General features: G+C 59.1%; 18 protein-coding genes. 8 read left to right on the top strand and 10 right to left on the bottom strand.

Annotated features, from left to right (window positions below; genetic code table 11):
* Positions 1-199: 199 nt before the first annotated feature.
* From PQR62_RS15945 to PQR62_RS15910, 8 genes are all read right to left on the bottom strand, one after another.
* A complete protein-coding gene (locus tag PQR62_RS15945) occupies positions 200-382 on the bottom strand; it encodes a hypothetical protein (RefSeq protein WP_408158959.1) in 183 nt (60 codons plus the stop codon).
* 90 nt (positions 383-472) lie between these two features.
* Positions 473-2,002 (bottom strand): methyl-accepting chemotaxis protein, encoded by a 1,530-nt coding sequence (locus PQR62_RS15940; protein ID WP_408158958.1) that lies wholly within the window; start codon positions 2,000-2,002, stop codon positions 473-475.
* Positions 2,003-2,093: 91 nt separating this feature from the next.
* Positions 2,094-3,026 (bottom strand): carbon-nitrogen hydrolase family protein, encoded by a 933-nt coding sequence (locus PQR62_RS15935; protein WP_408158957.1) that lies wholly within the window; start codon positions 3,024-3,026, stop codon positions 2,094-2,096.
* 14 nt (positions 3,027-3,040) lie between these two features.
* The gene (locus tag PQR62_RS15930; RefSeq protein WP_408158956.1) at positions 3,041-3,742 is read right to left on the bottom strand and encodes an ABC transporter ATP-binding protein; all 702 of its coding nucleotides are present in this window, start codon (positions 3,740-3,742) and stop codon (positions 3,041-3,043) included.
* A complete protein-coding gene (locus PQR62_RS15925) occupies positions 3,726-4,457 on the bottom strand; it encodes an ABC transporter ATP-binding protein (RefSeq protein WP_408158955.1) in 732 nt (243 codons plus the stop codon). The genes PQR62_RS15930 and PQR62_RS15925 overlap by 17 nt, the downstream gene beginning before the upstream one ends.
* Positions 4,454-5,431, bottom strand: a complete 978-nt coding sequence (locus tag PQR62_RS15920) for a branched-chain amino acid ABC transporter permease (RefSeq protein WP_408158954.1) — start codon at positions 5,429-5,431, stop codon at positions 4,454-4,456. Before PQR62_RS15920 ends, PQR62_RS15925 begins: the two co-directional genes overlap by 4 nt.
* Positions 5,428-6,291, bottom strand: coding sequence for a branched-chain amino acid ABC transporter permease (locus PQR62_RS15915; RefSeq protein WP_408158953.1), 864 nt, complete (start codon positions 6,289-6,291; stop codon positions 5,428-5,430). The genes PQR62_RS15920 and PQR62_RS15915 overlap by 4 nt, the downstream gene beginning before the upstream one ends.
* A 25-nt stretch (positions 6,292-6,316) precedes the next feature.
* Positions 6,317-7,489 (bottom strand): ABC transporter substrate-binding protein, encoded by a 1,173-nt coding sequence (locus tag PQR62_RS15910; RefSeq protein WP_408158952.1) that lies wholly within the window; start codon positions 7,487-7,489, stop codon positions 6,317-6,319.
* Between the two features lie 182 nt (positions 7,490-7,671).
* On the opposite strand from PQR62_RS15910, the gene PQR62_RS15905 reads away from it, so the two are divergent.
* Positions 7,672-8,409 (top strand): TrmB family transcriptional regulator, encoded by a 738-nt coding sequence (locus tag PQR62_RS15905; protein ID WP_408158951.1) that lies wholly within the window; start codon positions 7,672-7,674, stop codon positions 8,407-8,409.
* Positions 8,410-8,467: 58 nt separating this feature from the next.
* Here the strand turns inward: PQR62_RS15905 and PQR62_RS15900 are convergent, their stop codons facing one another.
* Positions 8,468-9,538, bottom strand: a complete 1,071-nt coding sequence (locus PQR62_RS15900; RefSeq protein WP_408158950.1) for a phenylacetaldoxime dehydratase family protein — start codon at positions 9,536-9,538, stop codon at positions 8,468-8,470.
* Positions 9,539-10,120: 582 nt separating this feature from the next.
* Between PQR62_RS15900 and PQR62_RS15895 the strand changes: the two genes are divergently transcribed.
* From PQR62_RS15895 to PQR62_RS15865, 7 genes are all read left to right on the top strand, one after another.
* Positions 10,121-11,638 carry an amidase gene (locus PQR62_RS15895; protein ID WP_408158949.1) on the top strand — a complete coding sequence of 506 codons (1,518 nt, stop codon included), beginning with the start codon at positions 10,121-10,123 and terminating at the stop codon, positions 11,636-11,638.
* Positions 11,639-11,786: 148 nt separating this feature from the next.
* The gene (locus PQR62_RS15890) at positions 11,787-13,016 is read left to right on the top strand and encodes an urea ABC transporter substrate-binding protein (protein ID WP_408158948.1); all 1,230 of its coding nucleotides are present in this window, start codon (positions 11,787-11,789) and stop codon (positions 13,014-13,016) included.
* A 36-nt stretch (positions 13,017-13,052) separates the two neighbouring features.
* Positions 13,053-13,919, top strand: a complete 867-nt coding sequence (locus PQR62_RS15885) for an ABC transporter permease subunit (RefSeq protein ID WP_408158947.1) — start codon at positions 13,053-13,055, stop codon at positions 13,917-13,919.
* A gap of 1 nt (position 13,920) precedes the next feature.
* The gene (locus PQR62_RS15880) at positions 13,921-14,973 is read left to right on the top strand and encodes a branched-chain amino acid ABC transporter permease (protein ID WP_408158946.1); all 1,053 of its coding nucleotides are present in this window, start codon (positions 13,921-13,923) and stop codon (positions 14,971-14,973) included.
* Positions 14,970-15,698, top strand: a complete 729-nt coding sequence (locus PQR62_RS15875; protein WP_408158945.1) for an ATP-binding cassette domain-containing protein — start codon at positions 14,970-14,972, stop codon at positions 15,696-15,698. Before PQR62_RS15880 ends, PQR62_RS15875 begins: the two co-directional genes overlap by 4 nt.
* A gap of 2 nt (positions 15,699-15,700) precedes the next feature.
* Positions 15,701-16,393, top strand: coding sequence for an ABC transporter ATP-binding protein (locus PQR62_RS15870; RefSeq protein WP_408158944.1), 693 nt, complete (start codon positions 15,701-15,703; stop codon positions 16,391-16,393).
* A 399-nt stretch (positions 16,394-16,792) separates the two neighbouring features.
* Positions 16,793-17,800 carry a porin gene (locus PQR62_RS15865; RefSeq protein ID WP_408158943.1) on the top strand — a complete coding sequence of 336 codons (1,008 nt, stop codon included), beginning with the start codon at positions 16,793-16,795 and terminating at the stop codon, positions 17,798-17,800.
* A 70-nt stretch (positions 17,801-17,870) separates the two neighbouring features.
* Here the strand turns inward: PQR62_RS15865 and PQR62_RS15860 are convergent, their stop codons facing one another.
* Entirely contained in the window at positions 17,871-18,629 is a 759-nt protein-coding gene (locus PQR62_RS15860) for a TrmB family transcriptional regulator (protein WP_408158942.1), read from the bottom strand.
* Between the last annotated feature and the right edge of the window lie 108 nt (positions 18,630-18,737).

The following is an 18,737-nucleotide window of genomic DNA, read 5'->3' as shown; positions in this document are numbered from 1 at the left end:
AAGGAAGGAAGGAAGGAAGGAAGGAAGGAAGGAAGGAAGGAAGGAAGGAAGGAAGGAAACCCGACGGGGCCGCACATCAATGCTGCTTGATATCTGCCCTTAGCCGCTATCAAGGTGATTGATCAAGCGAAATGCGAATTGTGCATGCGCCACCCGCGCATGACCATACTCTCGGAAAGCAAGAATATTGATGCTGCCATCAGTCTTTTTCTTTGGAGCGAGAGCCTGCCGCCGGCTTCCATTTTGAAATCAGCAGGCTCAGCAATGTCAACATTGTCCGGTCTAGACTCTCCGGCAGCTTCTCCAGCCGCGCAGCCGGGCCGGCCTTACGCATGGCATCAACGCAGGCAAGCAAGGCTTCACCTTCTGTGGCTGGCATCATGATCCTCTCCTTTCGCTGAAATAAGCTCCCGATTACTCAGGTTTTCTGTTTGTCCGGCAATCCATGCCAGCGCTCGGATTTAAGCCTTGATCAGCTTAGCCGGAGGCTGCCCGAAGTTGCTGCATGCGCCTGCTTGTAATAACCGCAAACCAGGAACGCGTTGCCTATTTTTTCAAAGTAGCCCGACTTCACCAGCACCTCCTTCGACAAGGGATGCACCCAGCGATAGTCGGTCCAGCCAGACTCCGCCGTCTTCAGCTTGTCCGTCATTTCCCTGTTGAAATGCTTGCCGTCTGCATCGGTGATCCGCGTCCAGTCGGCGCCCCACAAGCGCCGGTTCGATCCGTGCGCAAGAATTTCGCCGTCAAATGAATAGATGATCAGGTAAAGATCTCGATCGACGAACAGGCCCTTGTGCAGCTTCTTCACCTCCGCCACGGTGCTGGCAAGTCCATTCAGCCGGGCGTATTCGATGGCATCCCTGACCATCTCGCGCGCCTCATCGGCGTTGCCGAATTCACGTGCACCCAGCACAAATCCACTGACCGATTGCGATAGCGAAATGGCCTGCTCTTTCAATCCATCCGCCACCTTGATCGCTTCCACCACCAGCAAGGCATTCTTCTGGGTCGCGCCGTCGAGCTGCGTGACGGCTTGATTCACTTCGGAAATGCCGCTGCTTTGCTCGGCGCTGGCTGCTGCAATTTCACCGACCAGCACCGCCACTCGCGCCACGCCCGTGGCAATTTCATTCATGGCGCGCCCGGTCGTCCCGACCAGACTGCCGCCGCGCTCGATCTTGTCGACCGAGTCGGCAATCAGTTGCTTGATCTCTTTCGCCGCCAGCGCCGAATGATGCGCCAGCGACCTCACTTCGGCCGCCACCACCGCGAATCCACGCCCCTGCTCACCGGCGCGCGCCGCCTCAACGGCCGCATTGAGCGCCAGAATATTGGTCTGAAACGCAATGCCGTCGATCACCGAAATGATGTCCACGATGCGTTGCGAGCTGCTCTTGATGACGCTCATCACTTCGATCAACTGCTGCATGACCGCGCCGCCTTCACTGGCCTGGCGATTGGCCGTCTCGACCAGCAAGTGCGCCTGCGCCGCATTGTCGGCGTTTTGCCTGACATTGGCGGTCAGTTGCTCCAGCGCCGCCGCCGTCTCTTCCAGCGAACTGGCCTGCGCTTCGGTGCGCCCGGAAAGCGCGGTATTGTCGGCCACGATCATGTCGGAGGTGCTCGCCACCGCCGTCGTGCCGAGACGGATTTCCGACACCATCTTGAACATCTGCATGTTGATGGCTTCCAGCGCCTGTTCCAGCCGTCCCAGATCGCCCTGCGAAGAAACCTCGATGGAGCGGCTGACATCTCCCGCCGCCAGACTCCCGGCGTTGTTCAGAATATGGCCGAACGGCGCCAGAATCTTCCGGCAATTTATGTAAGCAATAAACAGACCAAGAACGAAGAGAGCGATTGCCGGCGCCATGGCGCGCCACGTCTGCTCGTCCTCAAGCTTGAGCAGGCTGCCATGCACACCCAGAACAACAATAAAGAACAGCAACAGGCCGTAGCTGAAAATGAGACGGGCCCGTACATCAAGAGCGGGAAATTTCATCGGCATTCCTGGATGCATCGGTTGAAAATGACATGCATGGTCGCCTTGCCCGGCGGCGGGCAAAGGCATTCAGCTGAGAAACCGCGCCGCTTCAGCCGGTCACTTGCGATACGGCCAGTTGCGGCCGCTCGTCGACTTGCAGACGGAACACATCCGCACGCGCGTAATGGCCTGCGACGTCAAAATCGAACTTGCCGCGCACCACGTCATCCAGATCCAGCTCGGCGCTCAGAATCGTCTCGCCCGAAAAATCCGGCCCCGCCAGAATCTGACCCAGCGGGCCGACGATGACACTGCCGCCGCGCATGAGCACGTGGTCGGCGTCTGCCGAAATATGATTCTTCATGGCTGCGGGGAAGTCGGCGCCGGTCAGATACTGGCAGGCCGACAACACGAAACAGCGCCCTTCCAGCGCCACGTGCTGCATCGACGAAGCCCAGCTGTCGCGGTCGTCGGCGGTGGGTGCGCAATACAGCGCCACGCCTTTGTCGTACATCGCCATGCGCAGCAGCGGCATGTAGTTTTCCCAGCAGATGACGGCGCCCATCTTGCCCCAGGGGGTATCGACCGCAGTCAGGGTCGAACCATCGCCAAAGCCCCAGCACAGACGCTCGGCGGCGGTCGGCATGAGTTTGCGATGCTTGCCAAGCAGACTGCCGTCGGGGCCGAAAAACAGCACGCTGCAAAAGAGCGTGCCGCCGGCGCGCTCGATCACGCCCAGCGTGACGAACAGTCCGGCTTCGCGCGCGGCCTCGCCGATGGTGGCGGTCTCCGGTCCCGGCACGTCGATGGCGCAATTCCAGTAGGCGGCGAATTCATCGCGCCCCTCCGGCGTACGCATGCCGATGCGGATGTCAAAACTGGCGCCCTTCGGATAACCGCCGATGAAGGCCTCCGGAAACACCGCCAGCTGCGCCCCCTTCTTCCCGCATTCGGCGATCAGCCTTACCGTCTTGGCGACGGTTGCCGGCGTGTCGCCGCCGACGGACGCTGCCTGGACCACGCATGCAATCATTTTTTTCATTTGTTTTTCTCCGTTCAGATTCCAAGATAAGTTCTGCGTACATCGTCATTGCTGGCCAGCTCGGCGGTCGTGCCGCTGACCGCCACCTTGCCGCTCTCCAGCACATAGCCGCGGCTCACGATCTTCAGTGCGCTCGACACGTTCTGCTCCACCAGCAGCACGCTGATGCCGCGCCGGTTGACCTCGGCGATGGCGGCATGCACCTCGGCCACCATCAGCGGCGCCAGTCCGTGGCTGGGTTCATCCAGCAGCAGCATTGATGGCCGCGCCATCAGCGCCCGCCCGATGGCGACCATCTGCTGCTCGCCGCCGGACAAGGTGCCGGCCTTCTGCGCCTGACGTTCCGCCAGTCGGGGAAACAGACGGAAGCAATCGTCGATGTCTTGTCGCGTCACATCCTTGCGCCGGTGATAGGCGCCGATCAACAGGTTGTCCATGACCGACATCTCGGAAAACACATGCCGCCCTTCCGGCACGCAGGCGATGCCGAAATCAACGCGGCGGTGCGCCGGCACGGAGGAGATATCCTCGCAACCAAATTCGATGCGCCCGGAGCAACGCGGCAGCAGGCCCAGAATGGCGCGGATCAGCGAAGTCTTGCCGGCGGTATTGGCGCCAAGGATCGCAACGGTTTCACCCTGATCGACGCGAATGGAAATGTCATCGACAACCGTGCGGCGGCCGTAGCCGCCCGATACTTCATGCAGCTTGAGCATGTTCACTCCCAAGGTAGGCTTCAATCACGCGGGGATCTCGGGAGACCTCCTGCGGCAGTCCGTCGGCGATCAGCTTGCCGAAATTGAGCACCAGCAGACGGTCGCTCAGATTCATGATGGCGCGCATGTGATGTTCCACCACCACCATGGTCAAGCCGGTGCGGTCGCGCAGGTCTCGCAGCGTGGCCATGACCTTGTCCATTTCCAGCGGGGTCAGCGCCGCCATCACTTCATCGAGCAGCAGAATCCGCGGCCGGATCGCCAGCGCCCGCGCCACCTCGCCTAAAGCCTTTTGCGGAAAGGTCAGATCATCGACATTGCGCCCGGCATCCGCCCCCAGACCGACCCGCTCCAGGCATTCATGCGCCAGCGTGCGCGCCGCCTCCAGCGTGTTGTTCAGCAGCCCGGCCGTCATCACGTTGTCGAGCAGACTCATGCCGGGAAACAGCGCGGTGTTCTGAAACGTCTTGGTCATGCCGGCCTTGGCAATCACATGCGGCCGACGCCCGTCGATACGCTGGCCGTCCAGATGGATTTCGCCGGCGCTCAGTTTCTGCAGGCCGACCAGCGAACTGAACAGGGTCGTCTTGCCGGCGCCGTTGGGGCCGATCAGGCCGACGATCTCGCCGGCCTTGAGCGAGAAGCTGACATTCGATACCGCAGTCAGTCCGCCAAACCTGACCGTCACCCCATTGGCTTTCAATTGCTCGTTCATTTCTGCTCCCCGCGCCTGAATGAAAATCCCTTGATCGATGACAAGCCCTGCGGCCGGATCAAGACCACCATGATCAGCACGACGCCGAAGATAAAAGGCGCCACCCCCGCAGCCTGATTGGAAAAATACGCACTCAGCAATTCCTCGATCAGCACCACGAAGATCGCGCCCAGCACCGGCCCGGACAAGGTGCCAACGCCGCCAACAATGGCGATCAGGGCGGCACGGATGGAAATGCCGGTAACGCTGAACACGCTGTCCGGATCGAAGAAGGAAGTGAACTGTGCAAACAAGGCGCCAACCACCGCAGTGAGCGAGGCCGAGACCATGCTGCCGGTCAGCTTGACCCTGAGCGTGTTGACGCCCGACATCTCGGCGGCCTCTTCGTTTTCGCGGATGGCGCGCAGATAAAAACCGATACGCCCCTGCGACATCAGCAGATAGACGCCACAGACGATGACGAAGAAGGCGACGAATACCGACACATAGCCGCCGGCATTGCGGAACTGCAGCATGCCCAGAGAATTGCCGATGAAGGGAATGGACACGCCTTGCGGGCCGCCTGTCACTTTGGGAAACGATACCGCCAGGATGTGACAGGCCTCGCCGAAGGCCAGCGTGGCCAATGCAAAGTAAGGGCCTTTCAGACGCATGGTCGGCAGCGAGATGAGCAAGGCAGCAAGGCTGGCCAGCAGCATGCCGAAAGGAATACCGAGCCAGGGACTGATGCCCCACTTGATCTGCAGAATCGTGGAGGCATAGGCGCCGATGCCGAAAAATGCCGCATGCCCCAGCGAGATCTGATTGGCCAGGCCACCGACAATGTTCCAGCACTGCCCCAGCGACGCCGCCAGCAACACCAGACAGAGAATCCGCACCGGATAACCGGCCGGATTCATGAAGGCGCTGAGCGCCAGACAGACGGCGGCGAACACCAGCACCGGCAACAGCTTGAGGAAAGGATTTCTTTTCATTTTCTGGCCCCGAGCAGACCTTGCGGCTTGAATGCCAGCAAGGCGATGAAGAACACGAACAGCGTCAGGTTCTGCATCTGTATCGGCATCGCCAGCGCCGAGAATGCCTGCACGATGCCGACCACGATCCCGCCCAGCAAAGCGCCCATGACGCTGCCCAGCCCACCCAGCACCACCACCGTAAACATCAGCGTGACGAACTGAGCGCCGACCGTGGGGCTGACCGAGGAATAGGAAAGAATCACGCCGCCACCGAAGGCGGTGAGCCCGGTGCCCAGGCCGAAAGCGACGCCGTAAATCACCTGGGTATCGATGCCGAACAGACTGGCCGCCATGGCGTTCTGAGCGGTGGCGCGAATGCCTTTACCGATCCAGGTACGCGTCAGAAACAGCCAGAGCATCACGCACACCACCGACCCCATGCAGAACGCAATCAGATACGGCACCGAAATGAACAGATCGCCGAATTCAATCGCAGCCGTCTGATACGGCGTGGAGACGGTGCGGAAATCTAAGCCGAACAGCATCAGTGCGCCGTTTTCCAGCACCGCCAGCAGCCCCACGGTCAGAAATATCTGGGCCACCGGCGCAGCGTTGATGATGCGGCGGATGAATAGCCAGTGACAGATGAAACCGAGGACGAAACCCACCGCCAGCGAAATGAAAGCGCCGAAGACCGGATCCAGTCCCAGGTAGCGCGAGGCAAACCAGGCCGAATACATGCCCAGCATCAGAAATTCGGCCTGAGCGAAATTGACGATGCGCAGCACGCCGAACACCAGCGACAGGCCGACGGAGATGACGCCGTAGACACCGCCGATGAGAATCCCGTCTATCAGGGATTGAAGAATTGCGTTCATGTTGAATCCGATCGGTATAAGGCGTTTATTTGATTTCCTTGCCTTGCCAGCGCGGCGCCTGCTTGGCAGTCGCCTTGGGGAAAACGCTGACCAGATCGCTGCCGCGCCATTGCACGAAGATCGGATAAGCGGTGGAGGTCAGGCCATTCGCATCGAACGCGGTACAGCCGCCCGGAATACCGGTCGCCAGTCCTTCGCAATATTTGAGGCCGGCGATGGCGTCGCGGATCTTGGCGGGATCGTGCGATCTGGCCTTGTCGGCAGCCGCCACCATGTGCTGCAGGGCAGCGCCGTACATGATCGATTCATGCGCCATGAAGGCGCCGTATTTGCTCTTGTAGCGCGCGGCCAGTTCAGGCACGTTGTCGTAATTGGCGGGCGCGATGGAAAACACGTCTTCCGCATACGGGCCGAGCGCTTTCTGAAAATCGGGAATGATGTAACCGGCGGCGCCGCCCACGATAGGCAAATCGACCTTCTGCTGCTTCATGGTGCGAATGATCAGAATGCCGTCATTGAAGTAGGACACCGGAAACACCAGCTGCGCCTTGGAGCGGCGCAATTTGTTGATCAGCGGCGCGACATCGGTGATGCCCAGCGGGTACGCATCATCGATCACCACTTCCACCCCGGCCCTGGCTGCCGCCTTGCGAATGCCATCGGCCTGCGCGGTGCCGTAGGCGGTGTCTTCATAAAAGATTGCAATCTTCTCGATCCTGGTGCCGGCCTGCTTGGCCAGATCAACCGCGTAGGAAAACTGCTTCTCGCCAAAAGTGGACGCCTTCGGCGCGACCTGAAAAATGTATTTGTAACCACGCCCGGTGATCTGATCGGCAAATGAGTGCGTGATCATCGGCACCCCCAGCCGCTCGGTCGCCTCGGATGCCGCCAGCGTGATCGAGCTGACGAAGGAACCGACAATCCCGACCACCTGATTCTGGCTGACCAGACGCTGCACTGCCGCTGCCGCACCATTCGGCGCCGGCACATCGGCGTAAACAATTTCCACTTTGTCGCCGGCCGGACGATGCGCATTGATGTCCTCCAGTGCCAGTTCCATGCCGTTGCGCGCGTTGGCGCCGAACTGTGCGTTGGCTCCGCTCAATGGAAATATTGCACCGATTTTCAGCGGCTCGGCCACCGCTCCGATATGGATGACGGATAGCGCAAATGCAGAGACTGCGAATACTTGCTTCATTGGATTTCCCCTATAAATTGGTCGGCTGTAAAAATATAGGGCGCGTCGATTTTCATGTCAATTTTTTTCGACATTAATTTATACAATTAAGACAAAACAATGAAAAACACGGACATTTACTTTGCAAAAACCGACTTATTTGCGTATATTTTGTTGTCGAAACTTATCGACAAGGAATTTATATGTACGACAAACTTGCCGCCGTCGGCCTGGACGAAAAAGAGCAACGCTTCTATCTCGCCGCACTTGAACTGGGTGGCGCACCCGTCACCCTGGTCGCCATGCGCGCCGGAGTAACAAGAACCAATGGCTATGATTTGCTGGCGCGGCTGGAACGCCGCGGATTATTGATGCAGGTACACGGCGAAGAAGGCATTCGCCAGGTCATTCCGGCCGACCCGAATGTACTGATCAGAGAATGGGAGCAGACCCGCGTCATGCTCGACGAACTGGTACCGGAGCTGCGCTCCATGTTCAACAGCACGCCACGCAAGCCGCGCATCCGGTTTCACGAAGGCGAGGATGGCATCCGCCGCGCCATCTGGACCACACTGGAATGCCAGTCCAAACACCTTTACGGCATCCTGTCGATGCACGAACTGCTGGAAGTGCCCGGCCCGGCATGGATGGACAGCTACATCGCCGAGCGCATCAGCCGCGGCATTCAACTCGACGTGGTGCGCTCCTATTCGCGCGAGACCGAACCCATCTGGCCCGCCGCCCATCGCGAACTACGGGAACTGAGACTGGCGCCATCCGACCTCGACCTCGGCATGACGGTCTACATCTGCGACGACACCGTCATCTACATTTCATCCAAGAACGAGAACTACGCACTCACAATTGAAAGCCGCGAGCTTGCATCACTGCAGAAGAGCCTGTTTCAATCGCTGTGGCGGCTTGCGAAAAAACACAGATAAGCGCAGAAAAAAAAGCGCACCAGACCAAGCAGTCCGGCACGCCAAAACACAAACACACTCAGAGAGGCAACTCGACCCGCATCGCCCTGACATAAGGAAGAATGCCGGTCGCCGGATGACAGTTGATGTACTCAAACACATTCCCCAACTGCACCACAAACAGCTCATGCCAGGTGACGACTTCGCGCTTTTCCTTGTGCTGGCGATTCATCGCAATCGCATGCCGGTAGATATCCAGATGCGTTTCGTGCGAAGCCGCCCAACGCTCAAGCTGATCCAGCGACAGGAACGTGGCGTACACCGAGGTTTCAGCACGCGGACTGCCATCCTCATTCACATTGGTCATGATGCGCAGCGACAAGCAACCCGTCTCGCCGCGATTGGCGACCAGGTGCTGCATGCCGCGCATCAGCTTGGGCTGCAACTGCTCAAGATAGTCCTCCAGCTGCTCCTGCCCGGCCCCCTCCCAGAACTGCCCGGAACGCAGAATGGTCGCATTGTGCGGCACCGCCGCCATCCAATGTCCGCCGCATGACGACCTCGCCGCAGGCGCCACCATAACGCCGCGCGCCGGACTCTCCAGCGCATCCACCGCCGACAGCGGCAAGCGATCGCGCGCCGCACCAAAAAAACCATTGGTTGTAATCGGCACAATGACCGCATCCTCGGTACGTGCAAAACCTATGCGATAGGACGGCGCAGAATAAATCGTTTCGTGCCGGTCATAGGGCACAAGCACCGGCTCAAACCAGTAACCGGCACCATCAGCCGCCGCCGCACGCGACTCAAACCACTCGCGAAAACCGGACGCCAGCAACCATCTCGAGTACACGGTCGGATCAGTCCAGTAGGCGACCACGATGGCATTGTCGTAAGCAGCCTCATCACAAGACCTCATAAGCTCATGCACCTGCGGCCCATCGGCCGCCGCGAGAAAGCCCCTGATACGCGCAAAAAATTCAGACTCAGCCTCACGCCCCATCTGTTTGGACTGCATCCCGAAATACACACTCACCAGACTCAAGTGCGGCTGCGACCAGCGCAGCGAATAGCGCGGCGCGGCGGGCTGATGCCCCTCAGGCCGGCGTGCCGGCACCACTCTGTCGTACTGAAGCTCAAAAACCCCCATCTCATCCTCCCGATTCAAATACAAGATCCATTAACAAAAAACGCATCGAAATTGCCCGGCAATCACCAAAACGGCTCACATGAAATACGCCGAGCACCAAAATAGTGTCGAATAATATCGACGACAAGAAAAAAGAAAATACACGCAGCGCAAAACAGCGTGCCTCACAAAATTGAGTCCACATGCAATGCACCACAAACCTGGACAAAAGCATCCGACAAACGATTAAAGCACATCAACAAGATTCACAAGTTTCAAATTTCAGACATTAATATATCAATTAAAATCATTAATAATCAACAAGATATAAATTTTTATATTGTTTTTTATTTTTATTGTCGATATTTATTGACAATGAACGCCTTGAAAATTAAGATTCGAAACCAATGCGGAATCATCACAATAAATACGCCGGACAGCCGCCGAAACCCGCCCTCCTCATTTTTTATTTTGTGCGCGGCCCTCGACAGATTTAATATTACTGTCGATTATTTTCGACTATCTGCTTCAGCAAGATCTGCTCCCGCATTCCCGGCATCCAGATAGCCGGGCCACTGCCATTTCTTTATTACGAGGATAGCCATGTCGGTACCACGTCCCCACAAAGACGAAATCATCAAGATTGCAGAAGAGTTCGGACTACAACTGTCGGATCAGACGCTCAGCACTTACCTGCAACAGTTCGACACCCTGGCCGAGACCTATCAGGTAGTGGATGAGATGCGCACGACGCCGACGCCGCTCAAGTATCCCCGCAGCCCGGGCGAGCATCCGGCGCCGGAAGACAACAAATACAACGCCTGGTATGTAAAGACGGATATTCGCGGCGCCGCACAGGGCAAGCTGCACGGACTGCGTGCCGCCATCAAGGACAACATCGCCGTGGCGCGCGTGCCCATGATGAATGGTTCTTCAGTGCTGGAAGGTTATGTGCCAGAAATCGACGCCACCGTCGTGACCCGCCTGCTGGATGCCGGCGCCACCATCGCCGGCAAGGCGCACTGTGAATACTATTGCCTGTCGGGCGGCTCCCACACCGGCGCCAAGGGGCCCGTGGAAAATCCACGCAAGGCAGGCTATTCCGCCGGCGGCTCCTCCTCCGGCTCGGCGGCGCTGGTTGCCTGCGGCGAGGTGGATTTCGCTCTGGGCGCGGATCAGGGAGGATCGATCCGCACGCCCTCATCATTCTGCGGACTGGTCGGCATGAAGCCTACCTGGGGTCTGGTGCCGTACACAGGGATCATGCCGATTGAGCTGACCGTCGACCATGTCGGGCCGATCACGCGCAACGTCGCCGACAACGCCCTGGTGCTGGAAGCGATTGCCGGACCGGATGGACTCGATCCGCGTCAGAGCCTGAGCGGCACACCAGGGCAATACACCGCTGCGCTCGACCTGGGCCTGAAAGGACTGCGGGTGGCCGTCGTCAGCGAAGGCTTCGGCTGGGCCAATTCGGAAATGGATGTCGACGAAAAAGTACGCAGCGCATCCGCCATGCTGCGCAAGCTGGGCGCCACGGTGGAGGAAGTATCGATTCCCATGCATCGCGTGGGACAGGCAATCTGGGTGCCGATCGTCAATGAAGGATCGACCCAGCAAATGATGAAGGGCAACGGCTTCGGTTTCAACTGGAAGGGGCTCTACATGCCCTCCATGATGGAAGCCCATTCGCACTGGCGCCAACGTGCCAATGAACTTTCCGAAACCCTGAAATTCACCATGATCGCCGGGGAATTCATGAGCCGCGCCGGCAAAGGCATGTTTTACGCCAAGGCGCAGAACCTGGCGCGTCAGCTGCGCGCCGCCTACGACAGCGTGCTGGCAGATTACGACGTGCTGCTGATGCCAACCTTGCCGATGAAGGCGACACCGCTGCCGCCCGCCGATGCTTCACTCAAGCTGGTCTTTCAACGCGCCTGGGAAATGATGGCCAATACCTCGCCGTTCGACGTCACCGGCCACCCGGCGCTGCAAGTGCCCTGCGGCATGAGCGAGGGACTGCCGATCGGCATGATGCTGATCGGACGCCATTTCGATGAGTCCAGCCTGTACCGCGTCGCCAACGCCTACGAAAAAGAAGTGGACTGGCTGCTGGCCTGATCGCGCCGAACCGCCGCGTTCACCGCCGCCGACAAGGCAGGGATGCGGCCTCGCTTGCGCACCGGATTCGAATTCGCCTCAAACGCTGCAACTTGTTTCGACAAGCCAAAAATTTTTTTCCAACCATCAAACGAACGGGAGATTCAACGTGACGATCAGCCGCAGACAGGCACTGAAAACCATGGCCGGCGCCGCCGCTCTGGCAGCTACACCGCTTTCCGGTTTTGCAAAGGGTTCCGACGATATCGTGATTGGCAGTCTGCACGATCTGTCCGGCGGACTGGACATTCTGGGCAAGCCGATGCAGGACGCGATGCTGCTGGCAGTGCAGGAACTCAATGACGCCGGCGGCCTGCTGGGCAAGAAGATCAGCGTCGCCACCATGGATCCGCAATCGAACATGCAACTCTATGCGCAATATGCGCAGCAGATGGCGCTCAAGGACAAGGTGACGGCGCTGTTCGGCGGCATCACCTCGGCCTCGCGCGAAGTGATCCGCCCGGTAATGAAGCGCTTCAATACGCTCTACTTCTACAACACCCAGTACGAAGGCGGGGTCTGCGACCGCAATACCTTCTGTACCGGCCAGACGCCGGCGCAAAACGTCGACAAGCTGGTTCCCTACGTCACCAAGCGCTGGGGCAAGAAGATCTACATTCTGGCCGCCGACTACAACTACGGCCAGATCACCACGGACTGGATCAAGAAATACGCGGCACAATCCGGCGCGACCGTGATCGGCGCCGACTTCTTCCCACTCGACGTCAATCAGTTCGGCCCGACCATTCAGAAAATCCAGGCCGCCAAACCCGACATGGTGATTTCGGTGCTGGTGGGCGGCGCGCACATGGCCTTCTACCGGCAGTGGGCGGCGGCCGGCATGAACAAGAAAATCCCGATGGCCTCCACCACTTTCAACAACGGCAATGAACACATCGTGCTGTCGCCGGCGGAATCGGACGGCATCGTGACCGCCTTCAGCTACTTCGAATCCATCGACACGCCGACCAACAAGGCCTTTGTCGAGCGCTGGCACAAGAAGTACGGCGCGGATTATCCCTACATCGGCGAACTGGCGGCGGCCACTTACCAGGGTGTGCATCTGTGGGCGCTGGGCGTGAAGAAGGCCGGCTCGGTCGATCGCATGAAGACCATTCAGGCGCTGGAAAGCGGCATTTCCTTCGACGGCCCCAGCGGCAAGGTCACTATTGATCCCGCTACACATCATTGCACGCTGGACATTCAGATCGCCGAATGCCAGAGCAAGAAGTGGAAGATCCTGGAGAGCTTCAAACAACAGAAGCCGGTCGATACCGCCGCGGTGTGCGATCTGATCAAGACGCCTAACGAAAACAAGCAGTTCGTGATCAAGGTCTGAGCGGTCGCGACAGTCACGTTTTATCAGGAGAGGCTTGTGGATTATTTTTCCGTAGTATGTCTTGAGGTGCTGAATGCCGTCGCCACGCTGCTGCTTGCCAGCATCGGCCTGGCAATTGTGTTCGGTATGATGAAAGTCATCAATCTGGCGCACGGCGAGTTCATCATGATCGGCGGTTATGCGGCCATCACGGCGTCCAAGTTCGGCGTCAACATCTGGATTGCCATGCTGGTCGTGTCCCCCCTTGCGGTAGGTGTTCTGGGTTTCGTGGTGGAGCGCTGCGTCATGCGTTATCTCTACGGCCGCATGGTCGATACGATGCTGGCGACATGGGGGCTCTCGCTGCTGCTCATCGGACTGGTGACCGAAATCTACGGCAATACCACCATAGGTCTCTCCTCCCCTCTGGGGTCGATGGCGATAGGCGCTTACCAGGTCAGCCTGTACACCCTGTTCATCATGGCCGTGGCGCTGGCAGTTCTGGCCATGCTGTATCTGTTGCTGACCCGCACCGATTTCGGTCTGGTGGCGCGCGGCGTGATGCAGAACGCTTCCATGGCGGCGGCGCTGGGTGTGAACCCGGCGCGCGTGTATGCCCTGACGTTTTCACTCGGCGCGGCGCTGGCCGGCCTGGCCGGCGGCGTGCTGGCGCCGATCACCGGCGTGGTGCCGACCATCGGCGTGGCCTATGTCGCGAAATCCTTCATCACCGTCATCGGCGGCGGCGCCTCCATCATCACCGGCACCCTGGCCGCATCGGGCATCTTCGGCGCAGTCAATCAGCTGACGACTTTCGTCTCGACACCGGTGATCGGCGAAGTCGGCTTGCTGCTGGTGGCCATCGTACTGGTCCGGCTCCTGCCGCAAGGCATCACAGGCCGCTTTTTCCGTGGACGCATCTAGCATGAAAAATTATCTTCACTACCTTCCTGTCGGCGCCTGCCTGATCGCGGGTCTGGCAGCCATGATCGTGTTACCGCTCTGCCTCGAAACCTTCAGCCTGATGGAACTGACGATCTACGTCATCATGTCCATCCTGGCCTTGTCGCTCGGATTCATCTGGGGCTATGGCGGCATTCTGTGCTTCGGCCAGGCCGCGTTCTTCGGACTTGGCGCTTATGCCTATGCCATCGGCGCCATCAACTTCGGCGAATCGACCGGCGCCTTTGCGCTGGCCATCATTGTGCCGACCCTGTTTGCGCTGGCGCTGGGCTATTTCATTTTCTTTGGCCGCATCAGCGATGTGTATCTGGGCGTGATCACACTGACCGTGACACTGATCCTGTTCAATCTGACCAACTCCACCTCGGGCGATCAATACCGCATCGGTGCAGCGGCGATCGGCGGTTTCAACGGCATTCCATCGATTCCGACACTGAACGTGCCGGGCTTTCCCGATCAGCTCCTGAGCCCCGAGATGCTGTTCGTGGTCAGCGTCGCTTTTCTGATGGCGACCTATATCGGACTGCGACTGCTGCTGGCGAGCCACTTCGGCCGCGTCGTCGTGGCCTTGCGCGAAAATGAACTGCGCGTCGATCTGCTGGGCTATGACTCGCGCAAGTACAAGCTGGCCGCCTTCGCCATCGGCGGCGGCATCGCCGGACTGGCCGGCTGCCTGTTTGCCAACTGGGGGGCATTCACCAGCCCTACCGTGTTCAGCCTGACGCAGTCCGCACTGGTCATCATCTGGGTGCTGGTGGGCGGCGTCGGCACGCTGCTGGGCCCCATCATCGGCTGCTTCTTCGTGCAATGGCTGACCTCCTATCTGGGCGGACTCGGTATCGTCAACCCCAACCTCCTGCTGGGCGCGGTGCTGATCGGCTTCGTTCTGCTGCTGCCCAAAGGCATCGTGTCGCTGTTCGCCGGATGGCGTGAGCTGCTGCCTGCGCAGCGCCGGCAAGCGCGCGCCAACTCCGCCAGCACGGCGCAACCGACAGCCGAAGGAGCCAAGCAATGAGCACACCATTGGTGGAAACACAGGGATTGGGCGTGAGCTTCGGCGGCGTGCATGCGGTCAACAGCGTCGACTTTCGCCTGGAAACGGGCGAACTGAGATGCCTGATCGGCCCCAACGGCGCCGGCAAGAGCAGCTTCTTCCGCCTGCTGTGCGGCCAGTACAAGCCGACCCGCGGCTCGGTGAAGATCAAGGGCCAGGCCATCGACGGCTTGCAGTCGTATCAGATTGCGCGCCTGGGACTGGGCATCAAGACGCAGGTGCCCAGCGTGTTCGACGGTTTGTCGGTGGAAGAAAACATCTGGCTGTCGGCGCGCCGCGCTTTGCCGGCGCGTGCTGCAAAAACGGCGGCAACAGAGGCCATGGATACGGTGCGGCTGAGCGCCATCGCCGGCAAACAGGTCGGCACGCTGTCGCATGGACAGCGGCAATGGGTGGAACTGGGCATCGTGATGGCGGCTCGCCCCGACCTGATCCTGCTGGATGAACCGGCGGCCGGCATGAGCGATGAAGAAGTGGTGCGCACCGCCGAGCTGATCAGGGAGGCCAATCGCCATTGCGCGCTGATCGTGGTGGAGCACGACATGGAGTTCATTCGCATGATTGCCAAGACCGTCACCGTTTTCAACCGCGGCACCGTGCTGGTGGAAGACACCGTCGATAAGGTGCTCAATGACGAGCGCGTGAAGGATGTCTATCTCGGCAAAGATCTGGAGATGAGAGATTAAAGATGCTTGATATCAAAAACGTCCAGTCGGGCTATGGCGACATCCGCGTGCTGCGCGGCATCGACCTGCACTTGTCCAGCGGTGAATTCGTCGGTCTGTGGGGGCATAACGGCATGGGGAAATCGACGCTGATGCGCACCATACTCGGTTATCTGCCGGCGAAGGCGGGCACGATCAGCTTCGAAGGCCAGAACATCACGACGCTTGCCACGCATCGCCGTGCGCGCATGGGGATAGGCCTGGTGCCGCAGGGGCGCGCCATCTTCCCGCATCTTTCGGTGCTGGACAATCTGCGCATGGGAGCCGTGTCGTCAGGCCATGAACGCGAGGCGATTGTGGAGTCGGTGCTGCAGCACTTCCCGCGTCTCAACAATTATCTGGACCGTCCCGGCGGTTTGCTGTCGGGCGGCGAGCAGCAATTGCTGGCACTGGCGCGCTGCCTCTGCGGCCAGCCCAAACTGATGCTGCTGGATGAGCCTACCGAGGGCATACAACCGTCCATCATTGCAGAGATGGTCGATACGCTGCATGCAATCCGCAAAGCGACCGGCCTGACCCTGCTGCTGGTGGAGCAGAACCAGGCCTTCATCGGCAGTCTGGCGGATCGCGTGCTGACGATGCAAAAAGGCGTACTCATCAACGAAAGCAGCACGCGCGATTTCCTGAACAACACGCACGCCTTTTCTACCGCCTGAGCTGCGCGCGGCGCCGCAGGCACCGCACATCTCCGACCATATCCGACTTGTTTCAATGACACCGGGCGCCGCGATGCTCCCGGAAGGGGGCCTTATTTTCAGAAAAATCAATTGAACCACTGATCCCGGCTACACCAGCCTGATGCTCTGAGCCCGGGCAGAGCGAATTCATCCCGCCGACTCATTCAGAACAGAAGCGCTTATGCGCTTCTGCGGGGGAGTGTTTTGCCTGAAAAAAAGTATTCGCCACGGCACAGACAGGAATGCGGTGAACACCGCTGCAGCGTCCACCTGGTCAGGGCTCACAGGCAATCGTAATAAGAAAACTGCCGACACATCAGGCAGCACCAGCAGTTCCAGCGTCTTTCATCGACTTAGTTTTTTTACAGGGAGAGGGTAATGAAGCAAAGCAAGTTGAAGTTGAAACACATCGCCATTTTTGCCGTACTGGTCTCAGCGGCAGGCGCCGCCAGCGCACAAAGTTCGGTCACCATTTCCGGGCTGTTGAACGTCGGCATCGCGCGCGGCAACAACGGCCAGACGCAGCTGGACGGCACCAGCGCCAACGGCAAGTTCGCCATGAATGACCTGCTGTCCAACATCGCGATTTCCGGCAAGGAGGATCTGGGCGGCGGCATGTATGCCGGCTTCCAGCTGGTGTCCTTCATTCAGGTCGACAACGGCGCCCTGTTTGACTCCAGCACGCTGTTCAGTTCGCGCTCGGTGCTGAAGTTCGGCGGTCATTTCGGCGAATTGTATATGGGACGCTCGCTGACACCGGCCAATTTCCAGATCCTCTTTACCGACCCCTGGGGCTGGAACGCCAGCTCGGCGCAGGTAGGCTGGCAGATTCAGACCGCCAACTACAAGAGCTCGTCCTATCTGCGAACCAACAATACGCTGGGCTACGTATCGCCGGAGATCAACGGCTTTACCGTTTCGATGGCGCATTCGACCGGTGAAAATGTGGTGGGCAACGACGATGGCATGACGATCGACTACAAGAAAGGTCCGCTGTGGCTGGGTGTTGGCTACGATCAGAGTCGCGGCATGACCAACGGCCCTACCAAGGATCACATGGCCGACTTCGTGGCGGCCTATGATTTTGGCGCCATCAAGCCGATGCTGTCATACACATCTTCGAAAGTGGCGAATGTCAGCTACCGCGCCTATTCATTGGCGGCGACCGCGCCGGTCGGCGTACAAGGCACGCTCAAGGCGGCTTATGCCCGCCTCAACGATTGCGCCTGTGTGTCCGGTCAAAGCGCCGCGCTCAGCAAGATATCGCTGGGTTATCAGCATGATCTGAGCAAGCGCACTGCCCTGTTCGCCAATATCAGCCGTGCCAAGGCGCAGACGCTCAGCGCAACCAACACGCTGGAAGTCGGCATGCAGCACGGCTTCTGACGAAAGCGTCCGGCAAAGAAAAACGCCGGGACATCTGCGGGCGATGTTCCGGCGTTTTGCTGAATACGATTCATGCCTGCCTGGCTTGCGTGGTCGTCGAAATTGCCCACAGACCTTCGAACATGGCGCGATTAAGCGCCGCCAGCTCCTGGCTTTCAATCACCAGGCCATAACTTTCTCGCTTGGAAGACAGATAGGTCACCTTGTCGTCGTGTATGTACATGGTCATGCCCAGATCGACCGAGGCCGGCGCATAGCGCAGTTCGCGCATTTCTTCGGCAGAACTGGGCCAGGTGGTATCGATATCGCGCGACTGTGAACGCAACACGCGCAAGGTGATGCCGCGACGCACGCGCTCGGCAATGATGGCGGCCATGGCGGCACTACCCGGCGCCTCATTCAGCTCACTCATGGACAAGATGCCCAGCAAAGGGCCGTTGTGACATTCGAGCGTACCCTGCAAGGCCTTGAGAATACCGTCGACACCTTCGTAGAAATGAATGCGCGGCTTGAGCTCGGAGGCATTGAACATCGACTTCAGCTGCGGCACCACATCATCGAGCAGCGCGCGATTGCGCTCCCACTGGCTGATCATCACGCTGGGATCTTCCGCAATCACGTGCATGACGCCATTGTCCTGCGCCAGCTGCGACACCAGGCCGCGCGTCTCCAGCTTGGCCAGCAAGGCATAGCCGTTGGTGCGGGACACCCCGGCGCGCTCGGCAATCACAGTCACCGGCGCCGAGCCGCATTGCAGAACCGCCATATAAAAGCGCAGCTCTTTTTTATCGAGGCCGAGTTCTTCCAGCTGAGATTCGATCTTTGACATGGTGACGAGGCTATCCTGAACAGAGAAGCTTGAAAGGTTTGAGAGCTTTGTATTATGCCAGTCGCAAAAACGAGAAAGAAAAACAAAAAAGCCCCTAACAATCGTTAG

Origin of the sequence: Herbaspirillum lusitanum (genome assembly GCF_046025995.1) — a bacterium.
GTDB classification, from domain to species: domain Bacteria; phylum Pseudomonadota; class Gammaproteobacteria; order Burkholderiales; family Burkholderiaceae_D; genus Herbaspirillum; species Herbaspirillum lusitanum_A.
This window is presented reverse-complemented; position numbering and strand designations above follow the sequence as displayed.

Coding starts and splice junctions, on each gene's coding strand:
- PQR62_RS15945 (WP_408158959.1), bottom strand. CDS start 382: ATGATGCCAGCCACAGAAGGTGAAGCCTTGCTTGCCTGCGTTGATGCC.
- PQR62_RS15940 (WP_408158958.1), bottom strand. CDS start 2,002: ATGAAATTTCCCGCTCTTGATGTACGGGCCCGTCTCATTTTCAGCTAC.
- PQR62_RS15935 (WP_408158957.1), bottom strand. CDS start 3,026: ATGAAAAAAATGATTGCATGCGTGGTCCAGGCAGCGTCCGTCGGCGGC.
- PQR62_RS15930 (WP_408158956.1), bottom strand. CDS start 3,742: ATGCTCAAGCTGCATGAAGTATCGGGCGGCTACGGCCGCCGCACGGTT.
- PQR62_RS15925 (WP_408158955.1), bottom strand. CDS start 4,457: ATGAACGAGCAATTGAAAGCCAATGGGGTGACGGTCAGGTTTGGCGGA.
- PQR62_RS15920 (WP_408158954.1), bottom strand. CDS start 5,431: ATGAAAAGAAATCCTTTCCTCAAGCTGTTGCCGGTGCTGGTGTTCGCC.
- PQR62_RS15915 (WP_408158953.1), bottom strand. CDS start 6,291: ATGAACGCAATTCTTCAATCCCTGATAGACGGGATTCTCATCGGCGGT.
- PQR62_RS15910 (WP_408158952.1), bottom strand. CDS start 7,489: ATGAAGCAAGTATTCGCAGTCTCTGCATTTGCGCTATCCGTCATCCAT.
- PQR62_RS15905 (WP_408158951.1), top strand. CDS start 7,672: ATGTACGACAAACTTGCCGCCGTCGGCCTGGACGAAAAAGAGCAACGC.
- PQR62_RS15900 (WP_408158950.1), bottom strand. CDS start 9,538: ATGGGGGTTTTTGAGCTTCAGTACGACAGAGTGGTGCCGGCACGCCGG.
- PQR62_RS15895 (WP_408158949.1), top strand. CDS start 10,121: ATGTCGGTACCACGTCCCCACAAAGACGAAATCATCAAGATTGCAGAA.
- PQR62_RS15880 (WP_408158946.1), top strand. CDS start 13,921: ATGAAAAATTATCTTCACTACCTTCCTGTCGGCGCCTGCCTGATCGCG.
- PQR62_RS15875 (WP_408158945.1), top strand. CDS start 14,970: ATGAGCACACCATTGGTGGAAACACAGGGATTGGGCGTGAGCTTCGGC.
- PQR62_RS15870 (WP_408158944.1), top strand. CDS start 15,701: ATGCTTGATATCAAAAACGTCCAGTCGGGCTATGGCGACATCCGCGTG.
- PQR62_RS15865 (WP_408158943.1), top strand. CDS start 16,793: ATGAAGCAAAGCAAGTTGAAGTTGAAACACATCGCCATTTTTGCCGTA.
- PQR62_RS15860 (WP_408158942.1), bottom strand. CDS start 18,629: ATGTCAAAGATCGAATCTCAGCTGGAAGAACTCGGCCTCGATAAAAAA.